General features: G+C 62.2%; 16 protein-coding genes, 1 pseudogene and 1 riboswitch. Of the genes and pseudogenes, 11 read left to right on the top strand and 6 right to left on the bottom strand.

The genetic code is table 11. From position 1 onward, the window contains the following. The first annotated feature begins 16 nt into the window (after window positions 1–16). The 5 genes from PSH80_RS10050 to dkgB all read left to right on the top strand — a co-directional run bounded on the left by PSH80_RS10050 (window position 17) and on the right by dkgB (window position 8,788). Window positions 17–4,297: a hypothetical protein gene (locus PSH80_RS10050; protein ID WP_305420060.1), complete on the top strand. Its 4,281-nt coding sequence runs from the start codon at window positions 17–19 to the stop codon at window positions 4,295–4,297. A gap of 66 nt (window positions 4,298–4,363) precedes the next feature. Then, window positions 4,364–4,569, top strand: a riboswitch (cobalamin riboswitch). 90 nt (window positions 4,570–4,659) lie between these two features. Beyond that, on the top strand, window positions 4,660–6,600 hold the full coding sequence (locus PSH80_RS10045; protein WP_305420058.1) for a TonB-dependent siderophore receptor: 1,941 nt from the start codon (window positions 4,660–4,662) through the stop codon (window positions 6,598–6,600). After that, window positions 6,600–6,959, top strand: a complete 360-nt coding sequence (locus PSH80_RS10040) for a ferredoxin (RefSeq protein ID WP_057439082.1) — start codon at window positions 6,600–6,602, stop codon at window positions 6,957–6,959. Before PSH80_RS10045 ends, PSH80_RS10040 begins: the two co-directional genes overlap by 1 nt. Beyond that, complete coding sequence (locus PSH80_RS10035) at window positions 6,956–7,870, top strand: ABC transporter substrate-binding protein (protein WP_200656889.1); 915 nt, start codon at window positions 6,956–6,958, stop codon at window positions 7,868–7,870. Before PSH80_RS10040 ends, PSH80_RS10035 begins: the two co-directional genes overlap by 4 nt. 114 nt (window positions 7,871–7,984) lie before the next feature. Beyond that, the gene (dkgB, locus tag PSH80_RS10030; RefSeq protein WP_120732522.1) at window positions 7,985–8,788 is read left to right on the top strand and encodes a 2,5-didehydrogluconate reductase DkgB; all 804 of its coding nucleotides are present in this window, start codon (window positions 7,985–7,987) and stop codon (window positions 8,786–8,788) included. Window position 8,789: 1 nt separating this feature from the next. Here dkgB and PSH80_RS10025 read toward each other — a convergent pair whose 3' ends face one another. The 5 genes from PSH80_RS10025 to PSH80_RS10005 form a co-directional block, all read right to left on the bottom strand. Next, entirely contained in the window at window positions 8,790–9,224 is a 435-nt protein-coding gene (locus PSH80_RS10025; RefSeq protein ID WP_120732520.1) for a chemotaxis protein CheY, read from the bottom strand. 134 nt (window positions 9,225–9,358) lie between these two features. Beyond that, complete coding sequence (locus PSH80_RS10020) at window positions 9,359–12,997, bottom strand: transporter substrate-binding domain-containing protein (protein ID WP_057959181.1); 3,639 nt, start codon at window positions 12,995–12,997, stop codon at window positions 9,359–9,361. Between the two features lies 1 nt (window position 12,998). Beyond that, entirely contained in the window at window positions 12,999–13,625 is a 627-nt protein-coding gene (locus PSH80_RS10015) for a response regulator transcription factor (RefSeq protein ID WP_057439085.1), read from the bottom strand. A gap of 326 nt (window positions 13,626–13,951) precedes the next feature. Next, entirely contained in the window at window positions 13,952–14,668 is a 717-nt protein-coding gene (locus tag PSH80_RS10010; RefSeq protein WP_057444753.1) for an MgtC/SapB family protein, read from the bottom strand. A 323-nt stretch (window positions 14,669–14,991) separates the two neighbouring features. Further along, window positions 14,992–16,329 (bottom strand): lysine N(6)-hydroxylase/L-ornithine N(5)-oxygenase family protein, encoded by a 1,338-nt coding sequence (locus tag PSH80_RS10005; protein WP_057439138.1) that lies wholly within the window; start codon window positions 16,327–16,329, stop codon window positions 14,992–14,994. 386 nt (window positions 16,330–16,715) lie between these two features. On the opposite strand from PSH80_RS10005, the gene PSH80_RS10000 reads away from it, so the two are divergent. From PSH80_RS10000 to PSH80_RS09990, 3 genes and pseudogenes are all read left to right on the top strand, one after another. Then, complete coding sequence (locus tag PSH80_RS10000) at window positions 16,716–17,888, top strand: efflux RND transporter periplasmic adaptor subunit (protein ID WP_128593405.1); 1,173 nt, start codon at window positions 16,716–16,718, stop codon at window positions 17,886–17,888. Continuing rightward, complete coding sequence (locus PSH80_RS09995; RefSeq protein WP_200660140.1) at window positions 17,889–19,856, top strand: MacB family efflux pump subunit; 1,968 nt, start codon at window positions 17,889–17,891, stop codon at window positions 19,854–19,856. It begins immediately after the preceding gene. A gap of 7 nt (window positions 19,857–19,863) precedes the next feature. Next, window positions 19,864–21,271, top strand: a pseudogene (locus tag PSH80_RS09990) (efflux transporter outer membrane subunit). 71 nt (window positions 21,272–21,342) lie between these two features. Here PSH80_RS09990 and PSH80_RS09985 read toward each other — a convergent pair. After that, entirely contained in the window at window positions 21,343–22,971 is a 1,629-nt protein-coding gene (locus PSH80_RS09985) for a hypothetical protein (protein WP_057959176.1), read from the bottom strand. Window positions 22,972–23,234: 263 nt separating this feature from the next. Here PSH80_RS09985 and pvdM point away from each other — a divergent pair, with 263 nt between their 5' ends. From pvdM to PSH80_RS09970, 3 genes are read left to right on the top strand one after another with little or no spacing between them, the layout of a single operon-like run. Next, window positions 23,235–24,596 carry a pyoverdine-tailoring dipeptidase-like protein PvdM gene (gene pvdM / locus PSH80_RS09980; protein ID WP_305420051.1) on the top strand — a complete coding sequence of 454 codons (1,362 nt, stop codon included), beginning with the start codon at window positions 23,235–23,237 and terminating at the stop codon, window positions 24,594–24,596. Further along, window positions 24,593–25,864: an aminotransferase class V-fold PLP-dependent enzyme gene (locus PSH80_RS09975; RefSeq protein ID WP_305420050.1), complete on the top strand. Its 1,272-nt coding sequence runs from the start codon at window positions 24,593–24,595 to the stop codon at window positions 25,862–25,864. Before pvdM ends, PSH80_RS09975 begins: the two co-directional genes overlap by 4 nt. Window positions 25,865–25,894: 30 nt before the next feature. Then, entirely contained in the window at window positions 25,895–26,773 is an 879-nt protein-coding gene (locus PSH80_RS09970; RefSeq protein ID WP_057439090.1) for a formylglycine-generating enzyme family protein, read from the top strand. The last annotated feature ends 94 nt before the right edge of the window (window positions 26,774–26,867 follow it).

Below are 26,867 nucleotides of genomic sequence, written 5' to 3'. Positions count from 1 at the left end.
ATCCCGGCGCGACCCCGTGGATGTGACTGCCCACGAACTGGAGAATGCCCGGCAACTTGTGCAAGACAGTGACCGCGAACTGGCGAAACAGTACGCCCTGACCCTGGCCTTTCACGAGACATCCAACGAGCCTGCTGCAGACTTCGACCCGAGCAAAATGACCGTTAACAACATCCCGCCCTACTCCACATTCGGCAGGGCCTGGAAAAAATTCAACGACGCCTTGAAAGCAGAGCCTTTTGCAACATTTGCCAAAAACAACACCATCAATACGCAAAACTTTACCTGGACCCCCAGCTCAGCGTCGCTGGACTTCGAAATTCGCGGTGCGTCTGGCCACTTCTCGAAATACACCCCCGGGTGGGAAGCGGCATCCGCAGACGTTGCCGCTGCAGCAAGAGCACTGGAACCCAGCGCTGAGCACTCCTTCGCGCATACCGGGGAACACAGTGCTCCGCTGGCGCTGATCGGCGACTTCTACGGCCATGACGCCTACAGCACCAAAAGCCAGCGGTCAGCCTCAATCGAGCAGTTGCTGACCCAGCAATCGTTTCCCTCCCTCCTGCCGGCAAACACCAATAGCCTGCAAGCTGCACATATCGTCGAACAGCAACGCCAAACCGCAGAGGTCCTCGCCAAAGAACCCGCCTCAGTGCCTCTTGAGCAAACGCCGTCCGCGCAGGTTGATGAGGCTGACCGGGAGTTGGCGCAGAACACCGCGACAGCCCTGCTGACGCTGCGCAAAGAAACGCGCCCCGCTGCTGCCCTGCCCCCTGCCAGGCGCCTGTTTCTGGAACTGCCGCCCCTTTCGACACTGGCCCAAACATTCAAGGCATTTAACGAAGCCCTCTCCAGTGAGGCTTTTTTGGATTTCGTCGAAAAAAACAACCTGGTCGTTGCCAACCTCAGGGTGGACCCGACCACCGGCAACCTGCTGGTCCGCAGCCCCAAAGGCTCCGATGCGCCGCCCAAGATGTTCACGCACGATGACTCGTCAGGCTGGGCGCAGGTGGCCCCGGCCATAGTGGCGCTGGCGAAAAAACTGAGTGCCGGAACCGGGGCGCTCGTACCGTGCTTCAACGTTGAAACCGCAAGCCTGGGCCAGGTTCTGAGTTTCTATGGCGAGCCGCCAGCGGATCCCAGCCTGCAAGGCGTGCTCAAGCAGAGCTCGGCCCTCAATCGCAACGGCTTCAGCGCGTTGACCAACGCTGCGCACGACCCGCGATCACGGGAGGTCAAGCAAAACCAACTGGCCGTCAAACAACAACTCGATCAGCAAGCTGCCGCCGATAAACCCATCACCATCCCTCCCCGCCGCTCCCCGACCGCCGAGATTGCCAGACAGCAGTTTGCCGGCGAGCCCGGTTTGCAAGCGGTCGTGGGACGGCTGCTGACGGACGCCATAAAGAGTGCATCACCCGGGCTGGACTTCGACATCAATCAGGTCGACTTGGCCCAGCCCGACCCGGACAACCCGGGTCAGTTCAAACGCAAGCCGCTGACGACGCTGGCCCTGGAATACCTGGTAGACGGTGCGGTCCCCGACTTGCCCGCCAACAGCAAACTGGTCGACACCCGCCCAGACGTCCTGACCCATACCGGCAACACCCCGGACACCCCACTCGCCGTTGACATGGGCGCGATCCAAAGCGCATTCCGTGCGCTGCCAGGCCAACTGGCGCAGGCGTTGACAACCGACGTATCCAACTATTGGGACCAGCCCGCCTTCGGCGCCCCCACCCGTGCAAGCCTCAGCCCGTTTGCCGGCAGTCGCCGGACACTGATCAGTAACCTGTTACGGGACAACCTGCGACTGGCCCTACTCAAGCAGCCGGGCCTGGACGATCTGCAGCGCGAAACCCTGGACCTGGTGGTGCGCTACCCCAACGGATCGACGCGCCCAAGCTCCAACGACAGTGCCGAGGTGACGGTATTCAACCTCGGCAGCATTTCAGAGCCCAACCAGGGCGCGATAGAGTCCACTTCAGCCAACCTGCTGATTCAGCGCCATGTCGGCGAGCGCACGATTCTGCTGCTGTGCGAACCCAGCGGCAAAGTCACCCCCTATGACTCCTACGCGGCGTTCAACGCGGCACGGGAGCGACAGCTCAAAGCGCAGGCCCCTGAACAACGGCTTCTCAACACCTTGCGTAAGGTCGACGGCAATGCTTTCCAGACCCAGGCCGAGACGGTGATCACTCAGCGTCTGGATAACAGCCTTGCTCCCGACCCCAGCTGGCTGAACCTGGACACACTGGATCAGCCTTCACGCAAGATGCCCAGTTGGGTCAGCAACGCCACCGAGGCCGAGCGTGTTGTCTTGCGTGAACTGAGCCTGCAACTGGCGAGTATCACCCAGCGCAATAAAGGGCGGACCTACAACAGCGATATCCCGGATATCCGGCCCTTTGCCGAACAGGCTTTCGATCAACTGAAGGCGGTGAGCCACCCGGCGAAAAACCTGGAGGTGGTGTTCAAGGTGCCCGTCGGCGGCAACTCGCCAGGTGGGGTGGTCAGCGGCAGTCTCCATCGCGAACGCATGAGCATGACCGATGTGCTCCTGAAAAACCTGTCGGGGCTGCCCAGCCGCGACGTGGAGGTTTATCTCAAACCGGGTAACACGCGGGTTCCGGAGCTGGAAAAGGATGGCGAACTGCAGAAACTGATCGAGAAGGTCGACGTGGGTAAAAGCTACCCCGAGCTGCTCAAACGCGAACTGCTGGACGATCCCGTCAAAAAAGCCCAACGCCAGTCCCTGTTTGCCCAGCAAGTCCGCGTGGAACTGCAGATCAAGGCCCTGGAGCTGGCGGTTAACAAACAATCGGGGGTCGATACCACAGGGTTGCGCTACGTGCAGGCGGCCGTCAACCCGCAACCCGGTGCGCAGACCGTCGATGGCAAAGAGATCGTCGTCCGCCCGCTGGCGTTCATTGCCGGGCCAGGCGCCACACCCGAGGTGGTCGACAACATGTACCTGATCGAACCCGAGGACAGCAGCGGCGGCCCGCATATTCTCTACCGCCCATTGATCGCCGACGCACCGCTGCTGCAATTCCCCACCCGCCAGGCCTTGCTGGAGGCCATCCAGCAACCGGGGCGCCTGCAAAACGACATCCTGGCCTGGTTTCCCGACAACGCGACCCGCGACTACTACAAGGCATGGAGTTTCAAGGAGCCCTCCACCCGGACCACCAGCCTGTTTGGCGTGGGCGACGGAGAAACCGTTCCCGCTGCGCCCACACTGGCGGTGGGCGGCTATGCCGCTGCCGATGCCCTGAAGGCCAAACTGCAAACCGGGCAATTGATGAACCACCTGTACGACGCCAATGCCCAGGGCGTGATCAGCATGGCCGAACAACAATCTGTCTCCGACGCCGAAAGCCGCTGGGCAACGCTCAAGGAAGGCGGCTATCTGTTGCTCAACGCGGTACTGCCGGCCCTGCGCGGCCCCGGCGCTGCCATTGGCACGGCGCTGCAGTTCCAGGGCATTCTCAGCGACCTGCAAACGCTGGCGGACAACGCCACGCCGGACAAAGAAACGGCCATGGCGGATTTGCTGCTCAACTTTGCAATGCTGGTGACCCACTCTCGAGCACGCTCCTCACGCAGGCCGGTCGATCCCCCACCGACGCCGGAGGTGACCCAGGCAGCGCTGCGCAGTGGCAGCCACAACAGCATCATCGAGGCGCCGAATGGCGAAAAGGTCCGGCGCCTGATCGTGATGAAGGGCAACATGCAAAAGATGCAACTGATCAAAGGCAACCTGTTCAGCTTTGAAGATGAATACAAAGGCAAACCTCGGCTCAACATCAACGCTCATGGTCGCGACCTCAGCTTCAGGGAACAACTGTCCGGTAAAAGCTCGACCATCCTGTATGACGGTGCTGAGCATACCGCCGAGCAACTGCATGCCCACTTGCTCGCCAAAGGCATTGATCCCAGCCAGTTCGACAACGTTCGCTTGCTTGTCTGCTACTCCGGCAATGGCGCCGAGAACTCCTTCGCCGCCGAGTTCCAGCGGCTGATCAACAAGCCGGTAAAGGCCTTCGTGGGCACCGTGACCGTGACCCCAAGCCCCGAACTGGTCACCGCCGAGTTCAAGACCGGCATCCAGATGCATGGGACGCAGAAAGGCCCAAAACTGGTGAGTGACACCTACGCCCAATACGACAGCGTGGACACGGTCAAGGACCGCACGGGTATTTCCCTGATCCGCAACCCGCTCGAATATGTGCTCTTCTCCTACTACCCCGTGTATTTCCCGCCCCGCACCGGCGCCACCGCGGCAAACCGCTGAGCATCAGCACACTGGCGGCACTGCACAATCGCTGCGCCAGATTGACGAAAGGGCCTGCGAATGTTCAGATGCCGCCCTGTTTCAGGTGCCTTATGCCGCCGTGCATAGGGTGAAACGGGAAACCGGTACGCTCGTTCGAGCAAGTCCGGTGCTGCCCCCGCAACGGTATTCGCGTGACCCCTTCGACACACCACTGTGGCCAGAGCGCCATGGGAAGGTGAAGGGTTCGATACGCGAGAGCCCGGAGACCGGCCTGGAATTTCTGTTTGGCATAATCCTGCGGTGGGCGGGCATGGGCCGGTATCGGTGTGTGCCCGGTGCCTTCTCCTGCGTGCTTCTGCGAAGATACTTTCGAGAAGACTATGATTTTCCAACGTTCCTCTACCTCTGGCCCGACCCTGCTCCTGGGTTGCCTGTTCAGCCCGCTGCTGCTCGCCGATGACACAGCCCTGGTGCTCAACCAGCAGATCGTCTCTGCGCCGTCGGTGGAATCCACCACCGTGGCCGATATGGCCCAGTACGGCAGCAAAGTCGAGATTGTCAGCCGCGAACAGATCGAACGCGCCGGCCCCAGCGCCGATATCACCCGGGCGATGCAGATGTTTATTCCCGGCTTTTATGTCGCGCCGAAAAACGGCCCCTTCGACTACGGCACCTACTCCCTGCTAGGCGGGCGCAATGACGACACCCTGATCCTGCTCGACGGCGTGCGCCTGAACAACCGCCTGTACGGCGGCCTGTACCTGGACACCCTGCCGGCCAACGCCGTGGAGCGCATCGAAGTGCTCAAGGGCGGCCAGAGCCTGTTGTTCGGTACCCAGGCGGTGGCGGGTGTGATCAATATCGTCACGCGCAGCCCGCAGACCCGTGACGTGTCCGGCGAAACCAACCTGGGCGTCGATACCTTTGGCGGCACCACCGGCGATGCCCGGGCCGAGCGGATTTTCACTAACGGCCTGGGCGACCTGGGCCTGCTGGCGTACGTCAGCCACAACGTGTCCGAGGGTTACCATCCGTTTCGCAACCGTGACATGAGCAACGTCAGCGACAAGAAACGCTCCTACGAAGTCACCACCTTCGGCGCCAAGGCCATCCAGTCCCTGGGCGATGATTCGCGCCTGGAGCTGTTCTACCAGTACTCCGACGCCAACCTGGACTTCGCCGGCGCCACCAACAACCGCAAGACCACCAACGACCGCGTGCAACAGATCGCCACGGCGACCTACGAGCAACGCCTCAATGAGCGGCTGAGCTACTTCGTCAAGGGCCATATCAACGATTGGGACACGCGTTACTCGCGGGTCAACAACACCGCCGACGGCGGCACCGTGGTGCGTAACCACGATGACTACTGGGGGTTCACCGACTGGGGCGTGCAGGCCGAAGGCAAGGCTGAGCTTGAAGGCGGCCATGTGCTGGTGTTCGGCTCCGACAACCAGTGGTTCAAGGGCCAGGACGATGTACTGATCATCGACAACAACAAGGCCGAAGCCCACGCCCTGTACAGCCAACTGCGACCGCAGATCGACGCCCTGCCCGACTGGCACCCGAGCATCGGCCTGCGCCACGAAACCATGAGCGGCGGCGACAGTGCCACGGTCGGCATGCTCACCTCGCTCTACGACCTCAATGCCAACTGGGCCCTGCGCGGCCAGTACGGCAGCGCCTACAAGCTGCCGAATGCCGAGCAATTGTTTGTCAATGAACCCGGCGACGAGATCGGCAACCGTAACCTCAAGCCGGAAAAAAGCCGCAACGCCGAGCTGGGCCTGGACTACAAGGGCCTGCTGGCCGACCGCGAGTTCAGCGCCAGCGTGACCCTGTTCAAGCGCAAGATCACCGACCTGATCACCCTCGACGATAGCCACTGGGTCAACGGCCAGGGGCAGATCCAGGTGCGTGGCTTCGAGGCCGACGCCAAGCTGGCGCTCAACCACCAGTGGAGCCTGCAGGCGGACATGACCCGCAACCTGACCGAGTCGCGCGCCGGCGTCACTCTCAATGATGTGCCAAGCTTCTTCGCCCGTTCACGGGTGGGTTTCGAGTCGCAGAATCGCCTGTGGGGCGCCGGCGCGGCCATCCGCTATATCCACGATGTGATCAGCTCGAAAAGAGTCGAATACGGCCACTATTCGGTGGTGGACGCCGATGCCTACCGCTACCTCGACAACGCCCACCAACACCGCGTGAGCCTGCTGGTAGAGAATCTGTTCGACCGCGACTATGTCACCAGCCGCTCCAGCAATGTCGACAACCTGGGCCGGCCGTTCACCACGGAGGTGCGTTACACGTATCGCTTCTGATGACTGAAATCACACAAATCGACGGGGTGGACAGCCACCCCGACTGGTCCCATATCCCCGAGCATGCCCGCCATGTGCTGCTGTGCACCGGCCCGCGCTGCACCCAGCGCGGCGCCCTGCAGATCTGGAAAACCCTGCGCCGACGGCTGCTGGAGCACCAGCACATCGAAGTGCCCGGCGGCGTGCTGCTGACCCGCACCCATTGCCAGTTCCCCTGCAACCTGGGGCCGGTGCTCACGGTGTACCCGGAGCGCTGCTGGTACGGGGTGCGCAGCAAGGCCGATGCCGTACGCCTGGTGGATGTGCACCTGGTGGGCGGCGAGGTGCTCGAAGAGTTATTGATCCGGGAGCGCCCATGAAACGCTTGGGAGGATTTGCCATCGCCCTGGTGTGCAGCGCCTCGGCCCTGGCGGACAGTTATCGCAATTGCCAACAGGAGTGGCACCTGCCCCATACGCCGCCGGCGCGGATTGTCGCCCTCAACCAGCACGCCGCCGATATGCTACTGGCCCTGGAGGCCGGCCCGGCGCTGGTGGGCGTGGCGTACCTGGATGACAACGGCGCCGCGCATAAGCAGAGCACATATTTCGCTGTGCCGGTGATTGCTCCGCGCTACCCGGCCAGCGAGGTGCTGTACGGGCAACAGCCGGACCTGGTAGTGGGCGGCTTTGCCACGGCTTTTGGCAGCGGCATTACTTCACGCACCGGGCTGGCGGGTAATGGCGTGGCTTCGTATCTGCTGGAATCGGCGTGTGCCGGGCATTCCCTGGATTACTTCGGGCACATTCGCAATGACTTGCTGACCCTGGGCAAGCTGCTGCATACACCGCAGCGGGCCCGCGAGCTGATTGACGCCCTGGACGCCGACCTGGCCAGCGCCCAGGCATTGGCCAAGCCCGCCAAACCCCTGTCGGTGTTTTACCTCGACAGTGAAGTCAACGGCCTGGACAGCGAAGGACGGCAAGGTTTCGTCACCACCCTGCTGGCGGCTGCCGGAGCGCACAATATATTGGCTGGGATCAACCAGTACCGGGTCACGGTCAGCAGTGAGACGTTATTGATGAGCGACCCGGATGTGATCCTGCTGGCCGACGCCGTGTGGTCCCCTGCCAGCCGCAAACGCCAGTTGCTGACCCGCGACCCGGTGCTGTCGCGCCTGCGGGCGGTGCGGGAAAACCGCATGATCGATATCCCGTTTACGCACCTGGTGCCCACTGTCGGCAGCGGCAAAGTGGTGCTGGAGTTGGCCCACGAGCTCAACACCCTGTAGGCGCGGGCCACTCATGACTTCTGGTCAAGAGTCATTTGAACAAGCATGGGTGTTTCGCCTGGCGCCGGCAGCCGATACTCAACGCCATTGTCCATGCCACAACAGGAGTCACACATGTCTATTCCCGCATTCGGCCTTGGCACTTTCCGCCTGCAGGGCCAGGTGGTCATCGATTCCGTCAGCACCGGCCTCGATCTCGGCTACCGGGTCATCGACACCGCGCAGATCTACGACAATGAAGCCGAGGTCGGCCAGGCCATCGCTGCCAGCGGTATCCCCCGCGATGAACTGTTCATCACCAGCAAGATCTGGATCGCCAATTTTGCCGAAGGCCAGTTGATCCCCAGCCTCAATGAAAGCCTGCGCAAGCTCCAGACCGACTACCTGGACCTGACCCTGATCCATTGGCCGTCGCCAGAAAACCAGGTACCCGTCGCCGAGTTCATGGGGCAGTTGCTGGAAGCCAAGCGCCTGGGCCTGACCCGGCAGATCGGCATCTCCAACTTCACCGTAGCGCTGATGGAAGAAGCCATCGCCGCCGTCGGTGCCGAGAATATCGCCACCCACCAGATCGAGCTGCACCCCTACCTGCAAAACCGTAAGGTGGTGGATTTCGCCACGCGTCACGGTATCCAGATTACGTCCTACATGACCCTGGCCTACGGCGAAGTGCTGAAAGACCCGGTGATCCAGGCAATCGCCACACGCCACCAGGCCACACCGGCACAGGTCGCCCTGGCCTGGGCCATGCAGCTGGGGTATGCGGTGATTCCGTCCTCGACCCAGCGCGCCAATCTGCAGAGCAACCTCAAGGCTGTGCAACTGACGTTGAGCCAAGCCGATATGGCGCAAATCGAAGGCCTTGAGCGCGGCCATCGCCTGACCAGCCCCAAGGGTATTGCGCCGCAGTGGGACTGAGCTAAACCGCCGGGTTGCGCGCCAACTCCCGCAGCCAGGGCAAGACCCGCAAGCCACTGGCCGGTGACGGCGGGTCGACGATGTCCATAAAGTGTTCCAGGGTGATGCTGTCGGGCGCTCCCGGCAAACGCACCAGGGCCAGGGGCACCACGCAAGCAGGCGGCCCCAGGTCCTGGTCGTCATACACCAGCACATGGCGCACCTGCGGATGTTGCTGCTGGAACGCCAATGCGCCGCCCGCGGCGGCGGCCAGGCCGGCATGGATAATCAACACGTCAAATGGCTCAGCCGGGATATCCGTCAGGATCAGCACTTCATCGAAGGTCTGCACCGGGACGATCCGGTAATAGCCCAACTGGTTGAGCATTTTTTCGATGTGCAACCGTTGCAGGTGCCGTTCATCGGCAATCAGGATGGTCAGTGCTTTGGTTGGCATCGCAAGTCCCTGAGCAGGCATCGCTCGCGGAAGGAAGGAGCGGCCTACTTTTCCAGACATATTTCGACGAAAAAATCAGCGTAGTTCCCTCTACATGTAGGAGTTCTCCCAAATTCCCTGCGCCGGACCTGCCTCTATGCCTGGTTGCAGTAATCCGTCAGGGCTTGATGCAATTGATCAATGGCCTCTTGCACAGCCGCCACTGCACAAACCAGTGCCTCGGGATCGCGCTGTTCACAAGCCGCTTCCAGGGCTTCGCAGTGGTTCACCAAGGTCTGCGCCTCGACCAGACGCGCCCCGCCCTTGGTCCTGTGGGCCAGGTCATGTAGCTGGGCGTAGTCGTGTTTTTCAAGCAATGCCTGAAGTTGCGTACGGTCTGCAGCAAGGCTGTCGAGCAGTTGTGCCAGCAGCTCCTTGACGGCCCCCGTGTCGGAGCCGGTCAGCTTCAACAAGCGGCTCAAGTCGAGGGCCTTGACCGGGTCGGCCTGCACCGGCTCATTGACCGAAGGCATGGCCGTGCGAGAAGCCAGTGCGGCATGCAGGTCCTCAAGCCCGGTGGGTTTGAACAGGCAGCCGTCCATCCCCGCCGCCAGGCAACGCTCGGTTTCCTCCGGCTGCGCATTGGCGGTAAACCCCAGCAACAGGCAAGGGGCCAAGCCGCGGGCCCGCTCATCGGCACGGATGTCTCGGGCCAGCTCATAGCCATTTTTCAGCGGCATGTTGCAGTCGGTGATCACCCCGTCAAAACGCTCGGTCTGCCAACGCTCCAGGCCCTGCACACCATCGTTGGCGGTAGTGATCCGGTGCCCCAGGAAACTCAGTTGGCGGGTCAGCAATTGACGATTGGCGGGGTAGTCGTCCACCACCAGGATATTCAACGCATGGGCTGGCGGCGCCTCCAGGGCAACCGGTTCGGACGGTGCGCTGGCCGAGGTGGCCACCGCCAATGGCAGTGTGACCTCGACCCGTGTGCCCTGCCCCAGCACGCTGCTCAATTTCAGCTGGCCCCCCATCATTTCACACAGGCTGCGGCTGATCACCAACCCAAGCCCTGAGCCACTACGCGCCGACTGGTCAGTGTTACGCCCTTGAATAAACGGGTTGAACAGGCGCATCTGGTCCTCGACGCTGATCCCGATGCCGCTGTCCTCTATCACCAGCCGCAGGCTCAGGTAACCATTGGCAACTGCCGGCGAGCCACTGGCACTCAAGCGCACATGGCCCTGGGCGGTGAACTTGATGGCATTGCTCAACAGGTTAGAGACCACTTGCTTGAAGCGCAGCGGATCAATCAACACGTAGCGATCGACCAGCGGGTCCAGCTCCACCTGCAACACCAGGCCCTTGGTGCGCGCCAGCCCTTCGAAGATTCGCCCCACCGAAACCAGCAGCTCGCGCAGGTTCGACGGCTCCAGGGTCAGGGACAAGTGGCCGGATTCAATCCGCGCGATATCGAGAATATCGCCGATCAATTCCAGCATGCCGCGCGAAGCGTCGGAAGCCACTGCCAGGGCGTCATGGTCGATACGCCCTTGCTCGGCATTTTTCAAGGCCAGTTCGATCATGCCGATCACCGCATTCATCGGCGTGCGGATCTCATGGCTCATGGTCGCCAGGAAGGTGGTCTTGGCGCGGTTGGCGGCGTCGGCCCCTTCCTTGGCCTCCTGCAACTGCCCCAGCAAACGCTGGCGCTCGCTGACATCGACCCAGCCGGCAATCATGCCCACGACCCTTTCGTCCCCGTCACGGTACGGCAGCATCCAGTGATAAATGGTCAGGGTCGCGCCGCCGGGCACCTTGAGTACCCGGTCGTGAATCTGCGGTTCGCCGCGCTCCATCAAGCGCAAGTAGTCTTCATGGTAGGACTGGGCCTGGGGCTGGTTCCCCGTGTCGGTCTCCATCACGGTCTTACCGATCACGTCTTCAAGGCGGAAGCCGAAAACATTGAGATAGGCGCTGTTACAGGCCATCAACCGCCCCAGGCGATCACGCACGTAGATCGGGTGCGGCGTACCGTCGATCAGCACGCTCATAAAGCGCATCTGGTCGCTCAGGGCGCGCTCGGCCTGGGCACGTTTGCGGATCAGGCTGCGCAGGTAAATGGCCCAGCCCAGGGTGATCAGCAACAACACGGCGGCCAGGGAGAAGCCCTGGATAATCGTGTTGCGGTGGCGTAGCCAATAGCTGTCATCGATCAACAACTCGCTGCGCCAGCGGTTGGTCAACTCATCCATCTCCTGGGGGGTGATGCTCAATAGCGCCTTGTCCAGGATCGAATACAACTCCAATTGGCCGCGCCCCACGCCAAAAGCGATTCGCGCCGGCTGCGAGCCCACCGTACTGGTGATGCGCAGGCGGTCACGGTATTGATGGGCAATCATGTAGCGCGCAATGATCAGTGCGTTGACCGTGGCATCGACACCCCCGCTGGCGACCAAAGCCATGCCCTGCGCGGAATTCTCCACGTTCACCAACAGAACGTTGGGGTAGTCGCGGCTAATGATTTCCCGCTGCACGCTACTGCCAATGACCGCCAGGCGCTTGCCCGCCATATCGTCGAGTGTGACCGGTGTGCTGCCATCGTCACGCGTGATCAGCACGAATGGGTTGCTCAAATAGGGCCGGGAAAAACGAACCTTTTCCTCGCGAGCCACACTCGGTGTGATGAACGCGATCATCTCTGCCTCGCCATCGCTGACCTGCTGGATTTGACGGGGCAACGAACCTGCGCGCACCACATCGAACTTCAAGCCCGTACGCAGGCTGATCTGGGCCAGGACATCGGCACTCAAGCCCCGGAATTGCCCTCGATCATTGAAAAACGACAACGGCAGGAACTTGTCGAGTGCCGTCACCCTGACCCTTGGATGCTTGTCCAGCCAGCGCTGTTCACTGTCGCTCAGACGCAGGCGTTCACGGCCAACGATCCCCAGATTACCGGCACTCCAGCGGCGCAGGATCTCCATCTGTTCATCGGCCGGAATCACCGCCAGTGCCGCATTGATGATATGCAGCAGCCGGATATTGTCCCGGGCAAGCGCGAACGCGAAAGGGTTGACCTCCAAGCTGGAAAAGTCCGCCATCCGCACGTTGTTGAGGTTGTTCTTGTTAATCAGATAGTTGGTGCTGATTGCATCGCCCAGATAGACATCCGCCTGGCTAAAGGCCACGGCCCCAATCGCCTCGAAAGTCGACGGGTAGGTCTGCAAGGAGGCATTGGGATAAAAGGCCGCTACCACCTCGGGCTGCATGTAGTGGGAGAGCATGGCCAGGCGTTTACCGTCGAGATCGGCACTCAGCGCCTGACTGTCATCAATACGCGTCACCAGGGTTGGCTGGTCGTTGGCGTACGAGCGCGAAAGCGCCAACTGAGGGTCCGCCGCCTCATAGCCATTGGCCGTGCCTACAAAGTCCACCTCGCCGCGTTTAAGGGCTGCAATGAGTCGATCCCGGTGCTCGTAACACTGCACCTGGATCGGGATGCCGAGTAGCTCAGCGAGCAGCGCCGCATAATCAGCGGTGATCCCCTCCAGTTCGCCGTTGCTGCCCGTCACATCGAAGGGGACATAGTCGGGGGCGGAAACCCCCATCACCAATGTGCGGCGCTCGCGCAGCCAGCGCCAGTCCGCCTCATCCAGGTTCACTTGCAGCGTGTCAAGGGTGGAGTGCCCCAGCAAACGCAGTGGGTGTGGCTCACCCTGAGCCACACTGACGGTGAGCGCCAGACCCACCAGCCAGAGTGCGGTGAGCCATTTCCCCAGAGATCTCGACATGTCAGATCAGATGATTACGCTGGGCGAACTTGGATAAGTGCACCACCGACGACATACGCAGTTTCTCCTTCAACCGGGTTTTATAAGTACTGATGGTCTTGTGACTCAACAGCATGTCCTTGGCGATTTCATTGTTGCCCAAACCCAGGGCCAACTTCTGTAGCACCATCAACTCCCGGTCAGAGAGTGCTTCTACCAGTTGCTGTTCCGTGGTTTGCAAGTCGTCCTTGCGTACGGAACTGGTGGGCAGGCTGGGGAAGCAGCTGTAGTTGGACATGACGGCCTTGATGGCTTTTTGTAGCTCATCCAGCTCGCCGGTTTTCGCGACAAACCCCATCGCCCCGGCCCGCATGCAACGCGTCGAAAAAAACACCGCCAGATAGGAGGTCAGGACCAGTATTTTGCAGGGCAGGCCCAAGGCCTTGATCCGGCTGATCACTTCCAGCCCGCCCAGCTTGGGCATGGCCAGGTCGAGAATGACCAGGTCTGGCCGTTCCTCCCTGGCAATCTGTAATGCATCGGCACCATTGGCAGCCTCGAAAATCTTCTCGAAACCCTCCTGGCGCAACAGGTACTTGACGGTTGCACGAATGAACGGATGATCATCCACAATTAGCGCTTTGCTCATGCGACTCCCTGGCAGAACACCACGACTGTTTAGTTGCTTCATTGGCGACCACTCATTTCAGGGCGCCAATACCCTTACACATCACACGAAACCCCTGTACCTGTGAGAAGTACCAGTTCCGACCAGCGGTACTGTCTACACAGAACGTTTCAACGGAATTTGGTTAGGTGCAACGGCTCAACATTAACAACGGAATGATGTTTCGCCCGAAGGGAAAATCCGGCGCATATGTAGGATTAATCCTCACTAAAGCGTAGTCAAAATCACCGAAAAAAACCGCCCCCCATGACGGGAGGCAGCTTTTCCAGCCGAACAAAGGGGGGTTGTCAATCAGTGGTGCTGGGACTCCAGAAGGCTTGCACCACCAGGGTCGACTGGGAGATCCGCGCCACCAGGGCATCCAGTTCATCACCATCGACCGAATTGGCCGCCAGGGTGGCCTCGATCTCCACTTCCTCACTGCCAAAGGGCCGCACATCGACATCGCTGGCCGGGTAGTTACAGCGCGCCAGTTCCGACTCCAGCAAAGCCATTACCGCCTGCTGCTGGGCACGCCGCGCAATCACGTAGAGGATGTTGGTGACCTCCGCCGACACCACGTCCAGGGGCTGGCGGTTGATGTTGTTGACGATCGGCCGCAGCAAAGTGTTGGCCGCCAGCACAAAACAGGTGCCCAGGAACGCCTCGAGGATCAGGTCGGCACCGGCGCAGGCGCCCACGGCGGCAGAAGTCCACAGCGTCGCGGCGGTATTGAGCCCGCGTACGTTGCCCTCCTCGCGCATGATCACCCCGGCGCCGAGAAAGCCAATCCCGGACACCACATACGCCACTACCCGCACGGCCCCTTCGGCCCCGGCCAGGCGGTTGGCCATGTCGACAAAGATCGCCGCCCCCACCGCCACCAGCACATTGGTGCGCAGCCCGGCCGTGCGCTGGCGGAACTGGCGCTCAAAGCCGATCAGCCCACCCAGGATAAAGGCCGCACTGAGGCTGACCACGGTGTCGATCAAGGAATCCAGATTGATATTGTTGAGGGCTTGCATGGTAAATCTCCCTTTGATTGCCCGCAGAATCAGCGTCGAAAAAAGGGGGATCAGGCAGGAACCAGGACGGTTCGCTACCGAAAGGCCGCTTCTCGCTTGCTCGGCGAGGCAACGGCATGGAGATGCGCGTCAGCTGGCCAAGCCTGGTCGACAACTGTCACTCGAAAGTCTGTTCACGAAGGTCTGCGCTATGGTTGAAAACCGGCGCAGCTTACGCCTGCAGTCTGCAGGAGGAAAGTGACAGCGCGGCGAATCGTCGGGTTCTTCAGCAAGGGTTCAGCCAGGGTCGCCCCCGCAGGCGCGGGAGCGACCGGCAGCCGGTATCAGCTCGCGGTGGCCAGCAGCACGTCACGCACCGAACGGTCCTGGCCGCGGCTGCGATCATGCTCATGCAGCGACGCGGCAATCTCGTCGGCGCGAATCGGCAGGATCGACAGCAAGGTATCGCTCAAACCATGGCTGGCCTGGCTGAAGCCCTGCATGTAGATACCCGCCTTGCAACGCTCGTCGGTGACCACGCGGTAGTCGCGGTTCACTTCAAAGTCACCCATATAGGCCTCGAGCGGCGCCAGCAACTGGCGATGCATCTGGCGCTCATAGCCGGTGGCCAGGACCACCGCATCGTAGTGATTGAGCACCGTCTCACCGGTGGCGTTATGGCGCACCAGCAACTCGATGCCCAGGGGCCCGGCGCTGGCTTTTTCCACGGTGGTCAGGGTGCGGAAGGCGTGACGGGCGATGCCGGAGACTTTCTGGCGGTAGAAAATCCCGTAGATGCGCTCGATCAGGTCCAGGTCCACCACCGAATAGTTGGTGTTGTGGTACTCGTTGACCAGGCGCTCGCGCTCGCTGCTGGGCTGCTGGAACACCAGGTCGGTGAACTCCGGGGAGAACACTTCATTGACGAACGGGCTGTCGTCGGCAGGCTTGAGGGCCGAACCGCGCAGGATGATATCCACCTGCACCGAGGGGAAGCTGTCATTCAGATCAATAAACGCCTCGGCCGCGCTCTGCCCGCCACCGATGATTGCAATGCGCATCGGCTTGCCCTCGACACACGGCTGCTGGGCCATGCGCGCCAGGTACTGGGAATGGTGGAACACCCGCCCATCGTCCTTGAGCGCCTTGAACGCCTCGGGAATCCGTGGCGTACCACCGGCGCTGACCACCACCGAGCGCGCGGTGCGTACCAGTTGCTCGCCCTGGGCATCACGGGAGATCACCCGCAGCGCCTCGACCTGCTGCTGATGCAGGATCGGCTCGATGGCCAGCACTTCCTCGCCATAGCGGCTCTGCGCGGTAAATTGCCCGGCGACCCAGCGCAGGTAGTCGTTGTACTCCATGCGGCACGGGTAGAACGTGCCCAGGTTGATGAAGTCCACCAGACGCCCATGGACCTTGAGGTAGTTGACGAAGGAATAAGGGCTGGTGGGGTTGCGCAGGGTCACCAGGTCCTTGAGGAAGGAAATCTGCAGTTCGCTCTGGCTCACCAGGGTATTGCCGTGCCAGCGGTAGTCGGCCTGCTTGTCGAGAAACAGCACATCGAGCTTGCCCTGGGCTTTCTCGCGCTCTTGCAGGGCGATGGCCAGCGCCAGGTTCGAAGGACCGAAACCAATACCGATCAGGTCGTGAACCGCGGGCGATGCAATTGCCTGTGTCATTCCAGTGTCCTCTGGATAAGCCCCGTGGCAGTGGGGCGGAAAGCCTGGGCGACCTGCTGAACAACAGGCCATGTGTTGATAGGAAACGAGGACAATGAAAAAAAATTTAAGCCCGGTGCAGGATTCGTCCGGGCAGGCGTGGCGGCGACGGCTGTGGCAATGCAGTAATGGCAGTTTGAAGTCATCTAACTTAGAATTATTCTCATGTGGCTTTAAACAGACTGGTAAACGCGCTCGAATACTGGCGTTTCGCCCAGCTGTAACGCCGTATGTAAGCACTTAAATTTCAGGGCAAATACCTCGTTTACCTGACAGCTTCCCGCTTCTGTCTCTGCCCTCAAGGGCGTTTGAGCAGCGGTCCGAACTTTCCTGGCTGGAACCCGTGCATGAACCGTCCTCGACACACCCGGCGCGCGCTGCTGGCAGCACTTTGCCTGATCCCCGTGGTCGCCTTCGCCGCCTGGCAACTGATCCCGCCCGGCCGCGATCAGTTCGCCACCCTGGAAGTGCGCCGGGGCGATATCGAAAGCAGCGTGACCGCCCTCGGCACCCTGCAACCACGGCGTTACGTGGATGTCGGCGCGCAGGCGTCCGGGCAGATCCGCAAGATTCACGTTGAAGCCGGCGCCCAGGTCAAGCAAGGCGATCTGCTGGTAGAGATCGATCCGGCCACCCAACAGGCCAAGCTCGACGCCACCCGTTATTCCATCGCCAATCTGCAGGCGCAACTGCAGGAGCAGCACGCGCAAAACCGCCTGGCACAGCAGAAATACCAGCGCCAGCAACGCCTGGCCGCCGGTGGCGCGACCCGCGATGAAGACGTGCAGACCGCCCAGGCCGAACTGGACGCCACCCAGGCGCGCATCAACATGTTCAAGGCGCAGATCAGCCAGGCCCAGGCCACGCTGCGGGTTGATCAGGCCGAGCTGGGCTACACGCGCATCTATGCACCGATTTCCGGCACGGTAGTCGCCGTGGATGCCCGCGAAGGCCAGACCCTCAACAGCCAGCAGCAGACGCCGCTGATTTTGCGCATCGCCAACCTGTCACCCATGACCGTCTGGGCGGAAGTTTCGGAAGCCGATATCGGCCATGTCAAACCGGGCATGCAGGCGTATTTCACCACCCTGAGCGGTGGCAACCGGCGCTGGACCAGCACTGTGCGCCAGATCCTGCCGGTGCCACCCAAGCCCCTCAACGAAACCAGCCAGGGCGGCGGCAGCCCCAGCAGCTCGAGCAAAAGCGGCAGCGGCCGGGTGGTGCTGTACACCGTGCTGCTGGATGTGGATAACGCCGATAACGCACTGATGGCGGAAATGACCGCCCAGGTGTTTTTCGTCGCCAGCCGCGTCACCGATGCGCTGACTGCGCCCGTCGCGGCCCTGCAAGGCAGCACCCGGCCCGACACGCAACTGGCGCGAGTGGTGGCCAAGGACGGCAGCATCGAAGACCGTGAAGTACGGGTGGGGATCAGCGACCGCCTGCGCATCCAGATCCTCGATGGCCTCAACGAAGGCGATCACCTGCTGATCGGCCCCGCCGAAAGCAGCGGAGGCTGAATGTTGACGCCGCTGATCGAACTTCGGGATATCCGCAAATCCTACGGTGGCGGTGATACGCCCCAGGTCGACGTATTGCGCGGGATCGACCTGTCGATCCATGCCGGGGAATTCGTGGCGATTGTCGGGGCCTCCGGCTCAGGCAAGTCGACCTTGATGAATATCCTCGGCTGCCTCGACCGCCCCACCGTCGGCCAATACCTGTTCGCCGGGGAAAACGTCGCGCAACTGGACACCGACGAACTGGCCTGGCTGCGCCGCGAAGCCTTTGGTTTTGTGTTCCAGGGCTACCACCTGATCCCGTCCGGCTCGGCCCAGGAAAACGTCGAGATGCCGGCGATCTATGCCGGCACGCCGGCCGCCGAACGCCATGCCCGCGCCGCCGCCCTGCTCACCCGCCTGGGCCTGGCCGGGCGCACCGGCAACCGCCCGCACCAGTTGTCCGGAGGCCAGCAACAACGGGTGTCGATTGCCCGAGCCTTGATGAACGGCGGGCATATCATCCTCGCCGACGAACCCACCGGCGCCCTCGACAGCCATAGCGGCGCCGAGGTCATGACCCTGCTCGACGAACTGGCCAGCCAGGGGCACGTGGTGATCCTGATCACCCACGACCGCGAAGTGGCGGCCAGGGCTAAGCGCATCATCGAGATCCGCGACGGCCTGATCATCAGCGACACCCCCAACTCCCACGCTGGCGCCGACGCCAACCCCAAGGCCTTGCAGGCCGTGGACCTGCGCCAACGCCTGGCCGATGGCGCCGAGCACAATGGTGCGTGGAAAGGCGAACTGCTGGACGCGGTACAAGCAGCCTGGCGAGTCATGTGGATCAACCGCTTCCGCACCGCCCTGACCCTGCTGGGCATCATTATTGGCGTGGCCTCGGTGGTGGTGATGCTCGCCGTGGGCGAAGGCAGCAAGCGCCAGGTCATGGCGCAGATGGGCGCCTTCGGCTCCAATATCCTCTATGTCAGTGGCTCGGCGCCCAACCCGCGGACGCCGCCCGGCATTATCACCATGAACGACGTCAGCGCCATGGCTGCCCTGCCCCAGGTCAAGCGCATCATGCCGGTCAACGGCGCGGAAGCCGGGGTGCGCTTCGGCAATGTCGACCACATGGCCTATGTCGGCGGCAACGACACCAACTTCCCGGCGATCTTCAACTGGCCGGTCGTCGAGGGCAGCTACTTCACCGAAGCCGACGAACGCAGCGCCGCCACCGTCGCGGTGATTGGCAAACGGGTGCGCGACAAGCTGTTCAAGGACCTGCCGAGCCCCATCGGCCAATACATCCTCATCGAAAACGTGCCGTTCCAGGTGATCGGCGTCCTCGCCGAAAAAGGCGCCAGCTCCGGCGACAAGGACAGCGACGACCGTATCGCCATCCCCTACTCTGCCGCGAGTATCCGCCTGTTTGGCACCTACAACCCCGAATATGTAGTGATTGCCGCCGCCGACGCACGCAAGGTGCATGAAGCGGAAAAAGCCATCGACCAACTGCTGCTGCGCCTGCACAACGGCAAGCGGGATTTCGAACTGACCAACAACGCCGCGATGATCCAGGCCGAGGCCCGCACCCAGAACACCCTGTCGCTGATGCTCGGCTCGATTGCCGCCATCTCGCTGCTGGTGGGCGGCATTGGCGTGATGAATATCATGCTGATGACCGTGCGCGAACGCACCCGGGAAATCGGCATCCGCATGGCCACCGGCGCCCGGCAGCGGGACATCCTGCGCCAGTTCCTCACCGAAGCGGTGATGCTCACGGTGGTCGGCGGGGTGGCGGGGATCGGCCTGGCCCTGCTGGTCGGCGGCGCGCTGATCCTCAGCAGCGTGGCCGTCGCCTTTTCGCTGCCAGCCGCCCTTGGCGCCTTCGCCTGCGCGCTGGTCACCGGCGTCATCTTCGGCTTTATGCCGGCCCGCAAAGCAGCCCGGCTCGACCCGGTCACGGCCCTTACCAGTGAATGATCGCCCTATGAAAGCGCACTTGACCCTCGTTGCCGCCAGCCTGCTGCTGGCCGCGTGCAGCAGCCCGGCGCAGCGCCCGGAGAGCGGTTTGCAGCCACCGCCCGCGTGGGACACGGCGAGCAAGGCCCAGGCCCAGCACGTCAACCAGCAATGGTGGACGGCATTTGCCAGTCCGCAACTCGACCAATTGATCGAACAGGCCCGCGCTGGCAGTTACGACCTGGCCAGCGCCATGGCCCGGGTACGCCAGGCCCAGGCCAGCGCGGTGGTCGCCGGCGCGCCCTTGCTGCCCGCGCTCACCGGCGGGCTCAACGCCAGCCGGCAGAAACAGCTGCGTGGCACGGGCAACAACCCACCGCAGAGCAACAGCAACAAAGACGCAGGGGACTACTTCAGTACAAACCTCACCGCCACCTACGAAATCGACTTCTGGGGCGGCAAGCGTGCTGCACGCGACAGCGCGGAACTGGCCGTGCGCGCCAGCGAATTCGAGCGCGCCACGGTGGAGTTGACCCTGCTCAGCGGCGTGGCCACGACCTACACCCAACTGCTGGCACTGCATGAACAACAGCGTATCGCCGAACTGAACCTGGCCAATGCGCAAAGCGTCCTCAAACTGGTGCAGACCCGCCATGACGCCGGCTCTGCCACCCAGCTGGAACTTGCGCAGCAAAAGAGCCTGGTCGCCGCGCAACAACGGCAGCTGCCAGAAGTCCGTCAACGCACCGAAGCCGCCCGGATCAGCCTGGCCGCCCTGCTCGGCCAACCGGTACAGACCCTGCCATTTACCGATCAATCCTTTGACCAACTGCGCTGGCCCAGCATTGCCGCCGGAGTACCCAGCGACCTGCTCAGCCGTCGCCCGGACATCGCCAGCGCCGAAGCGCAACTGGCTGCGGCCCAGGCCGATATCATCGTCGCCCGCGCCGCCATGCTGCCCACGGTCACCCTGACCGCCAACCTCGGCTCCGGCGCCAATCGCACTGCCGATATGCTGCGCAACCCCGTTCTACAACCTTGCGGGCGGGCTGGTCGCGCCAATCTTCAACAACGGTCGCCTCGGCGCCGAACGCGACAGAGCGACGGCACGCCAGGATGAATTGCTGCACACCTATCGCGGGGCGATCATCAATGGCTTTGCCGATGTGGAAAAGGCCCTGAGCAGCATTCGCCAGCTCGACGAACAACGCCAGTGGCAGCGTGAGGAGTTGAGCCAGGCACAGACCGCCTTCCGCATCGCCCAAAGCCGTTATGAGGCCGGCGCGGAAGACTTGCTGACGGTGCTGGAAACCCAGCGCACACTGTATGCCGCCCAGGACCTGAACGTGCAACTGCGCCAGGCGCGGCTGGAGGCCAGTGTGGCGCTGTACAAGGCGCTGGGTGGAGGCTGGCAGGCACCCGACCTTCAACGATGAAGATCTAATGTGGGAACTGGCTTGCCAGCTCCCACATGGTTTAGTGTGCATTCAGGTTGATGGCGCGTCGGTCAAATGATCCGCTCCCTGACCTTCAAATGCCGCGCATACCACGGCCGTTTCGGCACCTTGCGGAACAAGTCCTGTAACTTGTCATCATCAGCGCCAAAGGTGATGCGCAAGGCCAGCTTCATGGTTTCCGGATCCATCTCCACGGTGCGCCCCATCTGCAATCCCGGGGTGGTACTGCAACCATGGGTGTCCGGCCCCAGCCACGGATCACCCACCTCGACCCAGCGCCCCGGCGCAAACCACGGCACACCGTTGACCTCCAGGCGGCTCAGTTCACCCGGGTGAAAGCGCTCATGGGCGCGAAACCAGTCCTCGAGCCGATCATCGATCCAACCATGAAAATGCCAGAACACCGGGTTCACATGGGAGGAAAACGGATCGCCCAAAAAGTCATTCTCAGGCTCATACCAACGCGCCGCGAAGTCCGCCGGATCTCGCGCAAATGGCACGGGCGCACCATTGGAAGGATCGCGCGGCACCGAAGCCCAGCGCATATGCAACCAATCGTGCAACCCCAACTCAAGCTCCGAGCCGAACTGACCCAGAGTCAACTTGGCCAGGTAACGCGGGTCACGGTATTGCGACTCCCACACCTGGAAGTTGCTGTGATAAGTCTCGGCCGCCTTGATCTCACTGACCCACTGGGTGTACTGCTCGTCACCGCTGGCCATCCAAGTGGGTGGCAGCGCAAAGCCATCGTGATTGTCGAAGTAGCGCGCAAAACCCCGGCGATCAGCCTCAAGTGCCGGCTGCGGCCCAGGGAAACGTGGCCATGACGGCAAGTCCTGCATGGAGCGCGCAGTACCGAGCATGTGCCGATGCATAAAGAAAAAGTCGATCCCCGAACCGTTGCGGTCCTTGCGCGGGCCACGGGCGTCGCGCTCTTTATCTCGTGGCCCGGGCTGCCAGCCGATACCGCGCAGGGCATTACGCTTGTCTTCAGGGAGCTTGTGCCACTGGTCCCGCGAGGCGTGCCAGAGCTGATGAAACAGGCGGTGCTCGGGCGCAACCAACCACGCCAGCAGCGTCGGGTTCAGGCCGATACGCTCGCGGGCTTCGGGAAAAAGCTGCTTGGTAGCGACAAAACGGTTGTCCCGCTCCAGCAGCGCCAGCGGGCGGTCGAGACTGAGGATCTGCCCGCTAAGGGTGCCGCTACCGGCATTGCCGAAGCTGCCCCAGACTTCGTCCAGGCGCATCTTGAATTCATAGGCCGGCCTGCCGTCTGGCGAGTCGCGGTCAATCAGGCGCCAGTACAGCAGCGCCGCATTGCCTGGCGCCAGGTCGCCGAGCACCTGATAGCGCGGCTCACCCTCTGCGCGCAGTTGCCCGGCCGTATCCAGGTAGCCACGCAGGCCTCGGCCACGCGGCGCGATATCAAGAAACAGTTCCAGGCCGTCGAGGGGCAAGCCTTGCAGCCCGGCATCAGCCCCTTCCAGGCGCAGGCTCCAGACACCCCGCAGGCTGTCCGCCAATTGCTGGCCGGCGGTGTCCGCCAGGTCCACCGTGGCCTCTTCGGGCGTGATGGGGAATTCCTCACGCGTCAACTCACGATGGGCATAAAAGGCCGCAGGTACGGCGGCGCCGGTCAGCGCCAGGCCTGCGATAAACCCTCGTCGAGAAATCGTCATGTTCCTACCTGTGTCAGCCTTGGAGCAGGCTTTATCCAAGCTAGAACGTTTAGCCGGGTGGCAAATTTACTGTAGGCGCCGGCTGCCCGGCGATGGCGGTCTTCCTGTCGATGCATCACTGCCTGACCCACCGCTATCACCGGCAAGCCGGCTCCTGCAGGTGATCGTTGGCGCGCTTAAATTTCCCTGCCCATCACTCGTTCTTCCCAGATAGCAAAGGCCCCTTGCGCCTGCACCTCAAAGGCGAACCGACTGAGATGGCAATGACAAAACCACGTTCGAAAAAGGCTCTATACATCGGCCTGCCCTTGGCCCTGGCCATTGCTGCCGGCGCAGGCTTTGCCTGGGATCACTGGTTTCGCGGCAATGCCGGCTACCCGCTGGAAGTGATCAAGCAAGCCAATGAACTGCAAGATCGGTTGATCTCGTTCGACAGCCATATCACCGTGCCCCTGGACTTCGGCACCGCAGGCCATGAAGCGGACAAGGACGGCAGCGGCCAGTTCGACCTGGCCAAGGCCAGTCGCGGGCGCCTGTCGGGGGCGGCGCTGACGATATTCGGCTGGCCCGAACTGTGGAACGGCGCCAACGCGCCCCACAAACCGACTGCAGGCTTTGTCGACGAGGCCCGGCATCAGCAAGAGGTGCGCTACAAGATCATCGCCGGTATGGTCCGCGACTTTCCCAACCAGGTCGGCATTGCCTATACCCCCGCCGATTTTCGCCGCCTGCATGGCGAAGGCAAGTTTGCGATTTTTATCAGCATGCTCAACGCCTACCCGCTGGGCAATGACCTGAACCTGCTGGACATGTGGACCGCACGCGGCATGCGCATGTTCGGCTTCAGCTACATCGGCAACAACAGCTGGTCGGACTCTTCGCGCCCACTGCCATTTTTCAACGATTCACCGGACGCCCTCGGCGGCCTTTCGGATATCGGCAAGCAAGCCGTACAGCGCCTGAACGACCTGGGCGTGATTATCGACGTATCGCAAATGTCGACCACCTCCCTCGAGCAAGTCGCCCAGCTTAGCCGCACCCCCATGGTCGCTTCCCACTCTGCGCCCCGCGCATCGGTGGATATCCCACGCAACCTCAGCGACAAAGAACTGCAACTGATCAAAAACAGCGGCGGCGTGGTGCAAGTGGTGGCCTTCGGCGGTTACCTGCGACCGTTGAGCCAGCCGATCCAGGACAAGCTCAACGCACTGCGCGCGCGTTTCGACCTACCGCCACTGCCCAACCTGGCGATGGCATTGATGCCGGGGGATCCGATCATCGCCGCCTGGCCAGAACAGAAGTTCGGTGAATACGCCAGCGAGCTCTACGCCATTCTCGAAGAGGAACCCAAGGCCAGCCTCAAGGACCTGGGGGACGCCATCGACTACACCGTGCGCAAGATCGGCATCGACCACGTCGGCATTGCCTCGGACTTCAACGAAGGCGGTGGCGTCAAGGGCTGGAACGATGTCAGTGAAGTACGCAACGTGACCGCCGAACTGATCACCCGCGGTTACTCCGAAGCCGATATCGCCAAGCTGTGGGGCGGCAATTTCCTGCGGGTGTGGGAGCAGACGCAAAAATCCGCCAAACCTGGCGTCTTGCCAAGCGAGCCGACGCCATGACCGACCGCCGTACCTTTCTCAAGCAGGCCGGCATCCTCGCCGCCAGCCTGCCATTGGGGGCCGGCCTTGAGGCCCAGGCAGCCCCCATCCAGGCACCCGCAGACAAATGGACGGGCCTGCGCCACCTGTTCGACCAGGACCCAAGCTACATCCACTTCTCCAACTTCCTGATCACCTCACACCCAAGGCCCGTGCGCGAGGCCATCGAACGGCACCGCGCCGCCATTGACCGCAACCCCGGCCTGACCATGGACTGGGACCTGCAGGAACCCTGGAAACGCGAACGCCAGGTGCGCGAATGGGCAGGTCGTTACCTGCAAGCCAAACCCGGCCAGATCGCCCTCACCAGCAGCACCACCGAGGGCTTGGCGATGATCTACGGCGGTATCCATGTGCGGCCCGACCAGGAGATCCTCACCACCGAGCACGAGCATTTTTCCACCGACAGCATCCTGGGGTTCCGCACCCGGCGCGACGGCACTCAGGTGCGCAAGATCAAGCTGTTCGCCAACGCCAATCAAGTGTCGATCGATGAAGTGCTGGCGGCCATCGAGCGCAATATCCGCCCCAACACTCGGGTGCTGGGTATGACCTGGGTGCAATCGGGCAGCGGCGTGAAGCTGCCGATCGGCGAAATCGGCCAACTGGTCAAACGCCATAACCAGGGGCGCGAAGAAAAAGACCGCATTCTCTACGTGGTCGATGGCGTGCATGGCTTTGGCGTCGAAGACCTGGCCTTCCCCGACATGCACTGCGATTTCTTTATCGCCGGCACCCATAAATGGATGTTCGGCCCACGCGGCACCGGCCTGGTATGCGCCGCGTCAGAGCAGGTGACCACCCTCACCCCCTGCGTGCCGACCTTCTCCGAAGACAGTGATTTCGCCACCTCGTTCTCCCCCGGTGGCTATCACGCCTATGAACACCGCTGGGCGCTGGACGAGGCCTTCAAGCTGCACCTGCAACTGGGCAAGGCCCAGGTTCAGCAGCGTATCCACAGCCTCAACACCTACCTCAAGGACCGCCTGCAAGCGCGACCGAACATCGAGCTGGTCACCCCGTACAACCCGCAGCTCTCAGCCGGCTTCAGCTTCTTTCGGGTCAAGGGCCAGGACAGTGACAAGGTGGCCGCCTACCTGATGCGCAACCGTGTGGTCAGCGACGCAGTGAACCGCGACGTCGGCCCGGTGGTGCGCACCGCACCCGGCTTGCTCAATACCGAAGATGAAGTCGACCGCTTCCTGGTCCTGCTCGACAAAGCCCTCTGACACCCTTTTTTCTTGCCCACGAGACGACTCATGAACGATGAACCGCTCACCCCGACGCTCCTCAAATCCCTGGCCCTGACGGCATTGATGGCCTGCCTGTTGCCGTCCGCCCAAGCCGCGACGCCGCCCAAGCCCGGCACCGTGTTCAAGGACTGCAAAAACTGCCCGGAAATGGTGGTGCTGCCTACCGGCACGTTCAAAATGGGCACCCCGGATGATGAAGTCGGTCGCCAGCCCGATGAAGGGCCGATGCATGACGTGACCTTCGCCAAACCCGTGGCCATCAGCCGCTTCCAGGTGCTGGCCGGCGAATGGGACCGTTACGTACAAGAAACCGGCTACAAGATGCCCGACGGCGACGACCGTCCAGGGCGCAAATGCACGGCCGGCAAACCCACCTACAAGACAAGCCCCAAACATCCGGCAGTGTGCATGGACTTTGCCGAAGCCAATGCCTATGTCGCCTGGCTGTCGAAGAAAACCGGCAAGCAGTACCGCATGGTCAGCGAGTCCCTGCGTGAATACGCCGCCCGTGGCGGCACCTCCGGCCCGTTCCCATTTCCATTCGATGAGGGTAAGGAATACAGCATCGCCAAGCACGCCAATACCTACGGGCCGGCGGATGGCTACAGCTATACCGCACCGGCCGGCAGCTATGCGCCCAATGCGTTCGGCGTGTATGACATGCATGGCAACGTCTACGAATGGGTCGAAGACTGTGAAAACGACAGCTATGTCGGTGCGCCCAGCGATGGCAGCGCCTGGCTGACCGGGCAGTGCGAAGTGCGGCAGATTCGCGGCAACGACTGGGGCGAAGCGCCGGTATTTTCCCGCTCCGGCAACCGCAACAGCCTCAACTCCAACGTGCGCGGCGACTGGCTGGGCTTTCGCGTGGCACGGGATCTCTGAGCTACGCACCTCGGGACGCGGCTAAATCGCGCCCCGCCCGACTCGTCCTCCTACTATCGGCCTGCCAACGGTAAACCTCCGCGCGCAGGCCTTC

It is taken from the genome of Pseudomonas sp. FP818, from assembly GCF_030687335.1.
In the GTDB taxonomy this organism is placed as follows: domain Bacteria; phylum Pseudomonadota; class Gammaproteobacteria; order Pseudomonadales; family Pseudomonadaceae; genus Aquipseudomonas; species Aquipseudomonas shahriarae.
Note: the sequence above shows the minus strand (reverse complement) of the source record. Positions and strands in the feature narration are given on the sequence as shown.

Excerpts from the sequence above, each read along its gene's own strand:
- PSH80_RS09995 (WP_200660140.1), top strand. The coding sequence starts at position 17,889 with ATGTTGACGCCGCTGATCGAACTTCGGGATATCCGCAAATCCTACGGT.
- PSH80_RS10010 (WP_057444753.1), bottom strand. The coding sequence starts at position 14,668 with ATGCAAGCCCTCAACAATATCAATCTGGATTCCTTGATCGACACCGTG.
- PSH80_RS10015 (WP_057439085.1), bottom strand. The coding sequence starts at position 13,625 with ATGAGCAAAGCGCTAATTGTGGATGATCATCCGTTCATTCGTGCAACC.
- PSH80_RS09985 (WP_057959176.1), bottom strand. The coding sequence starts at position 22,971 with ATGACGATTTCTCGACGAGGGTTTATCGCAGGCCTGGCGCTGACCGGC.
- PSH80_RS10005 (WP_057439138.1), bottom strand. The coding sequence starts at position 16,329 with ATGACACAGGCAATTGCATCGCCCGCGGTTCACGACCTGATCGGTATT.
- PSH80_RS09970 (WP_057439090.1), top strand. The coding sequence starts at position 25,895 with ATGAACGATGAACCGCTCACCCCGACGCTCCTCAAATCCCTGGCCCTG.
- pvdM (WP_305420051.1), top strand. The coding sequence starts at position 23,235 with ATGACAAAACCACGTTCGAAAAAGGCTCTATACATCGGCCTGCCCTTG.
- PSH80_RS10025 (WP_120732520.1), bottom strand. The coding sequence starts at position 9,224 with ATGCCAACCAAAGCACTGACCATCCTGATTGCCGATGAACGGCACCTG.
- PSH80_RS09975 (WP_305420050.1), top strand. The coding sequence starts at position 24,593 with ATGACCGACCGCCGTACCTTTCTCAAGCAGGCCGGCATCCTCGCCGCC.
- PSH80_RS10040 (WP_057439082.1), top strand. The coding sequence starts at position 6,600 with ATGACTGAAATCACACAAATCGACGGGGTGGACAGCCACCCCGACTGG.
- PSH80_RS10045 (WP_305420058.1), top strand. The coding sequence starts at position 4,660 with ATGATTTTCCAACGTTCCTCTACCTCTGGCCCGACCCTGCTCCTGGGT.
- dkgB (WP_120732522.1), top strand. The coding sequence starts at position 7,985 with ATGTCTATTCCCGCATTCGGCCTTGGCACTTTCCGCCTGCAGGGCCAG.
- PSH80_RS10020 (WP_057959181.1), bottom strand. The coding sequence starts at position 12,997 with ATGTCGAGATCTCTGGGGAAATGGCTCACCGCACTCTGGCTGGTGGGT.
- PSH80_RS10000 (WP_128593405.1), top strand. The coding sequence starts at position 16,716 with ATGAACCGTCCTCGACACACCCGGCGCGCGCTGCTGGCAGCACTTTGC.
- PSH80_RS10035 (WP_200656889.1), top strand. The coding sequence starts at position 6,956 with ATGAAACGCTTGGGAGGATTTGCCATCGCCCTGGTGTGCAGCGCCTCG.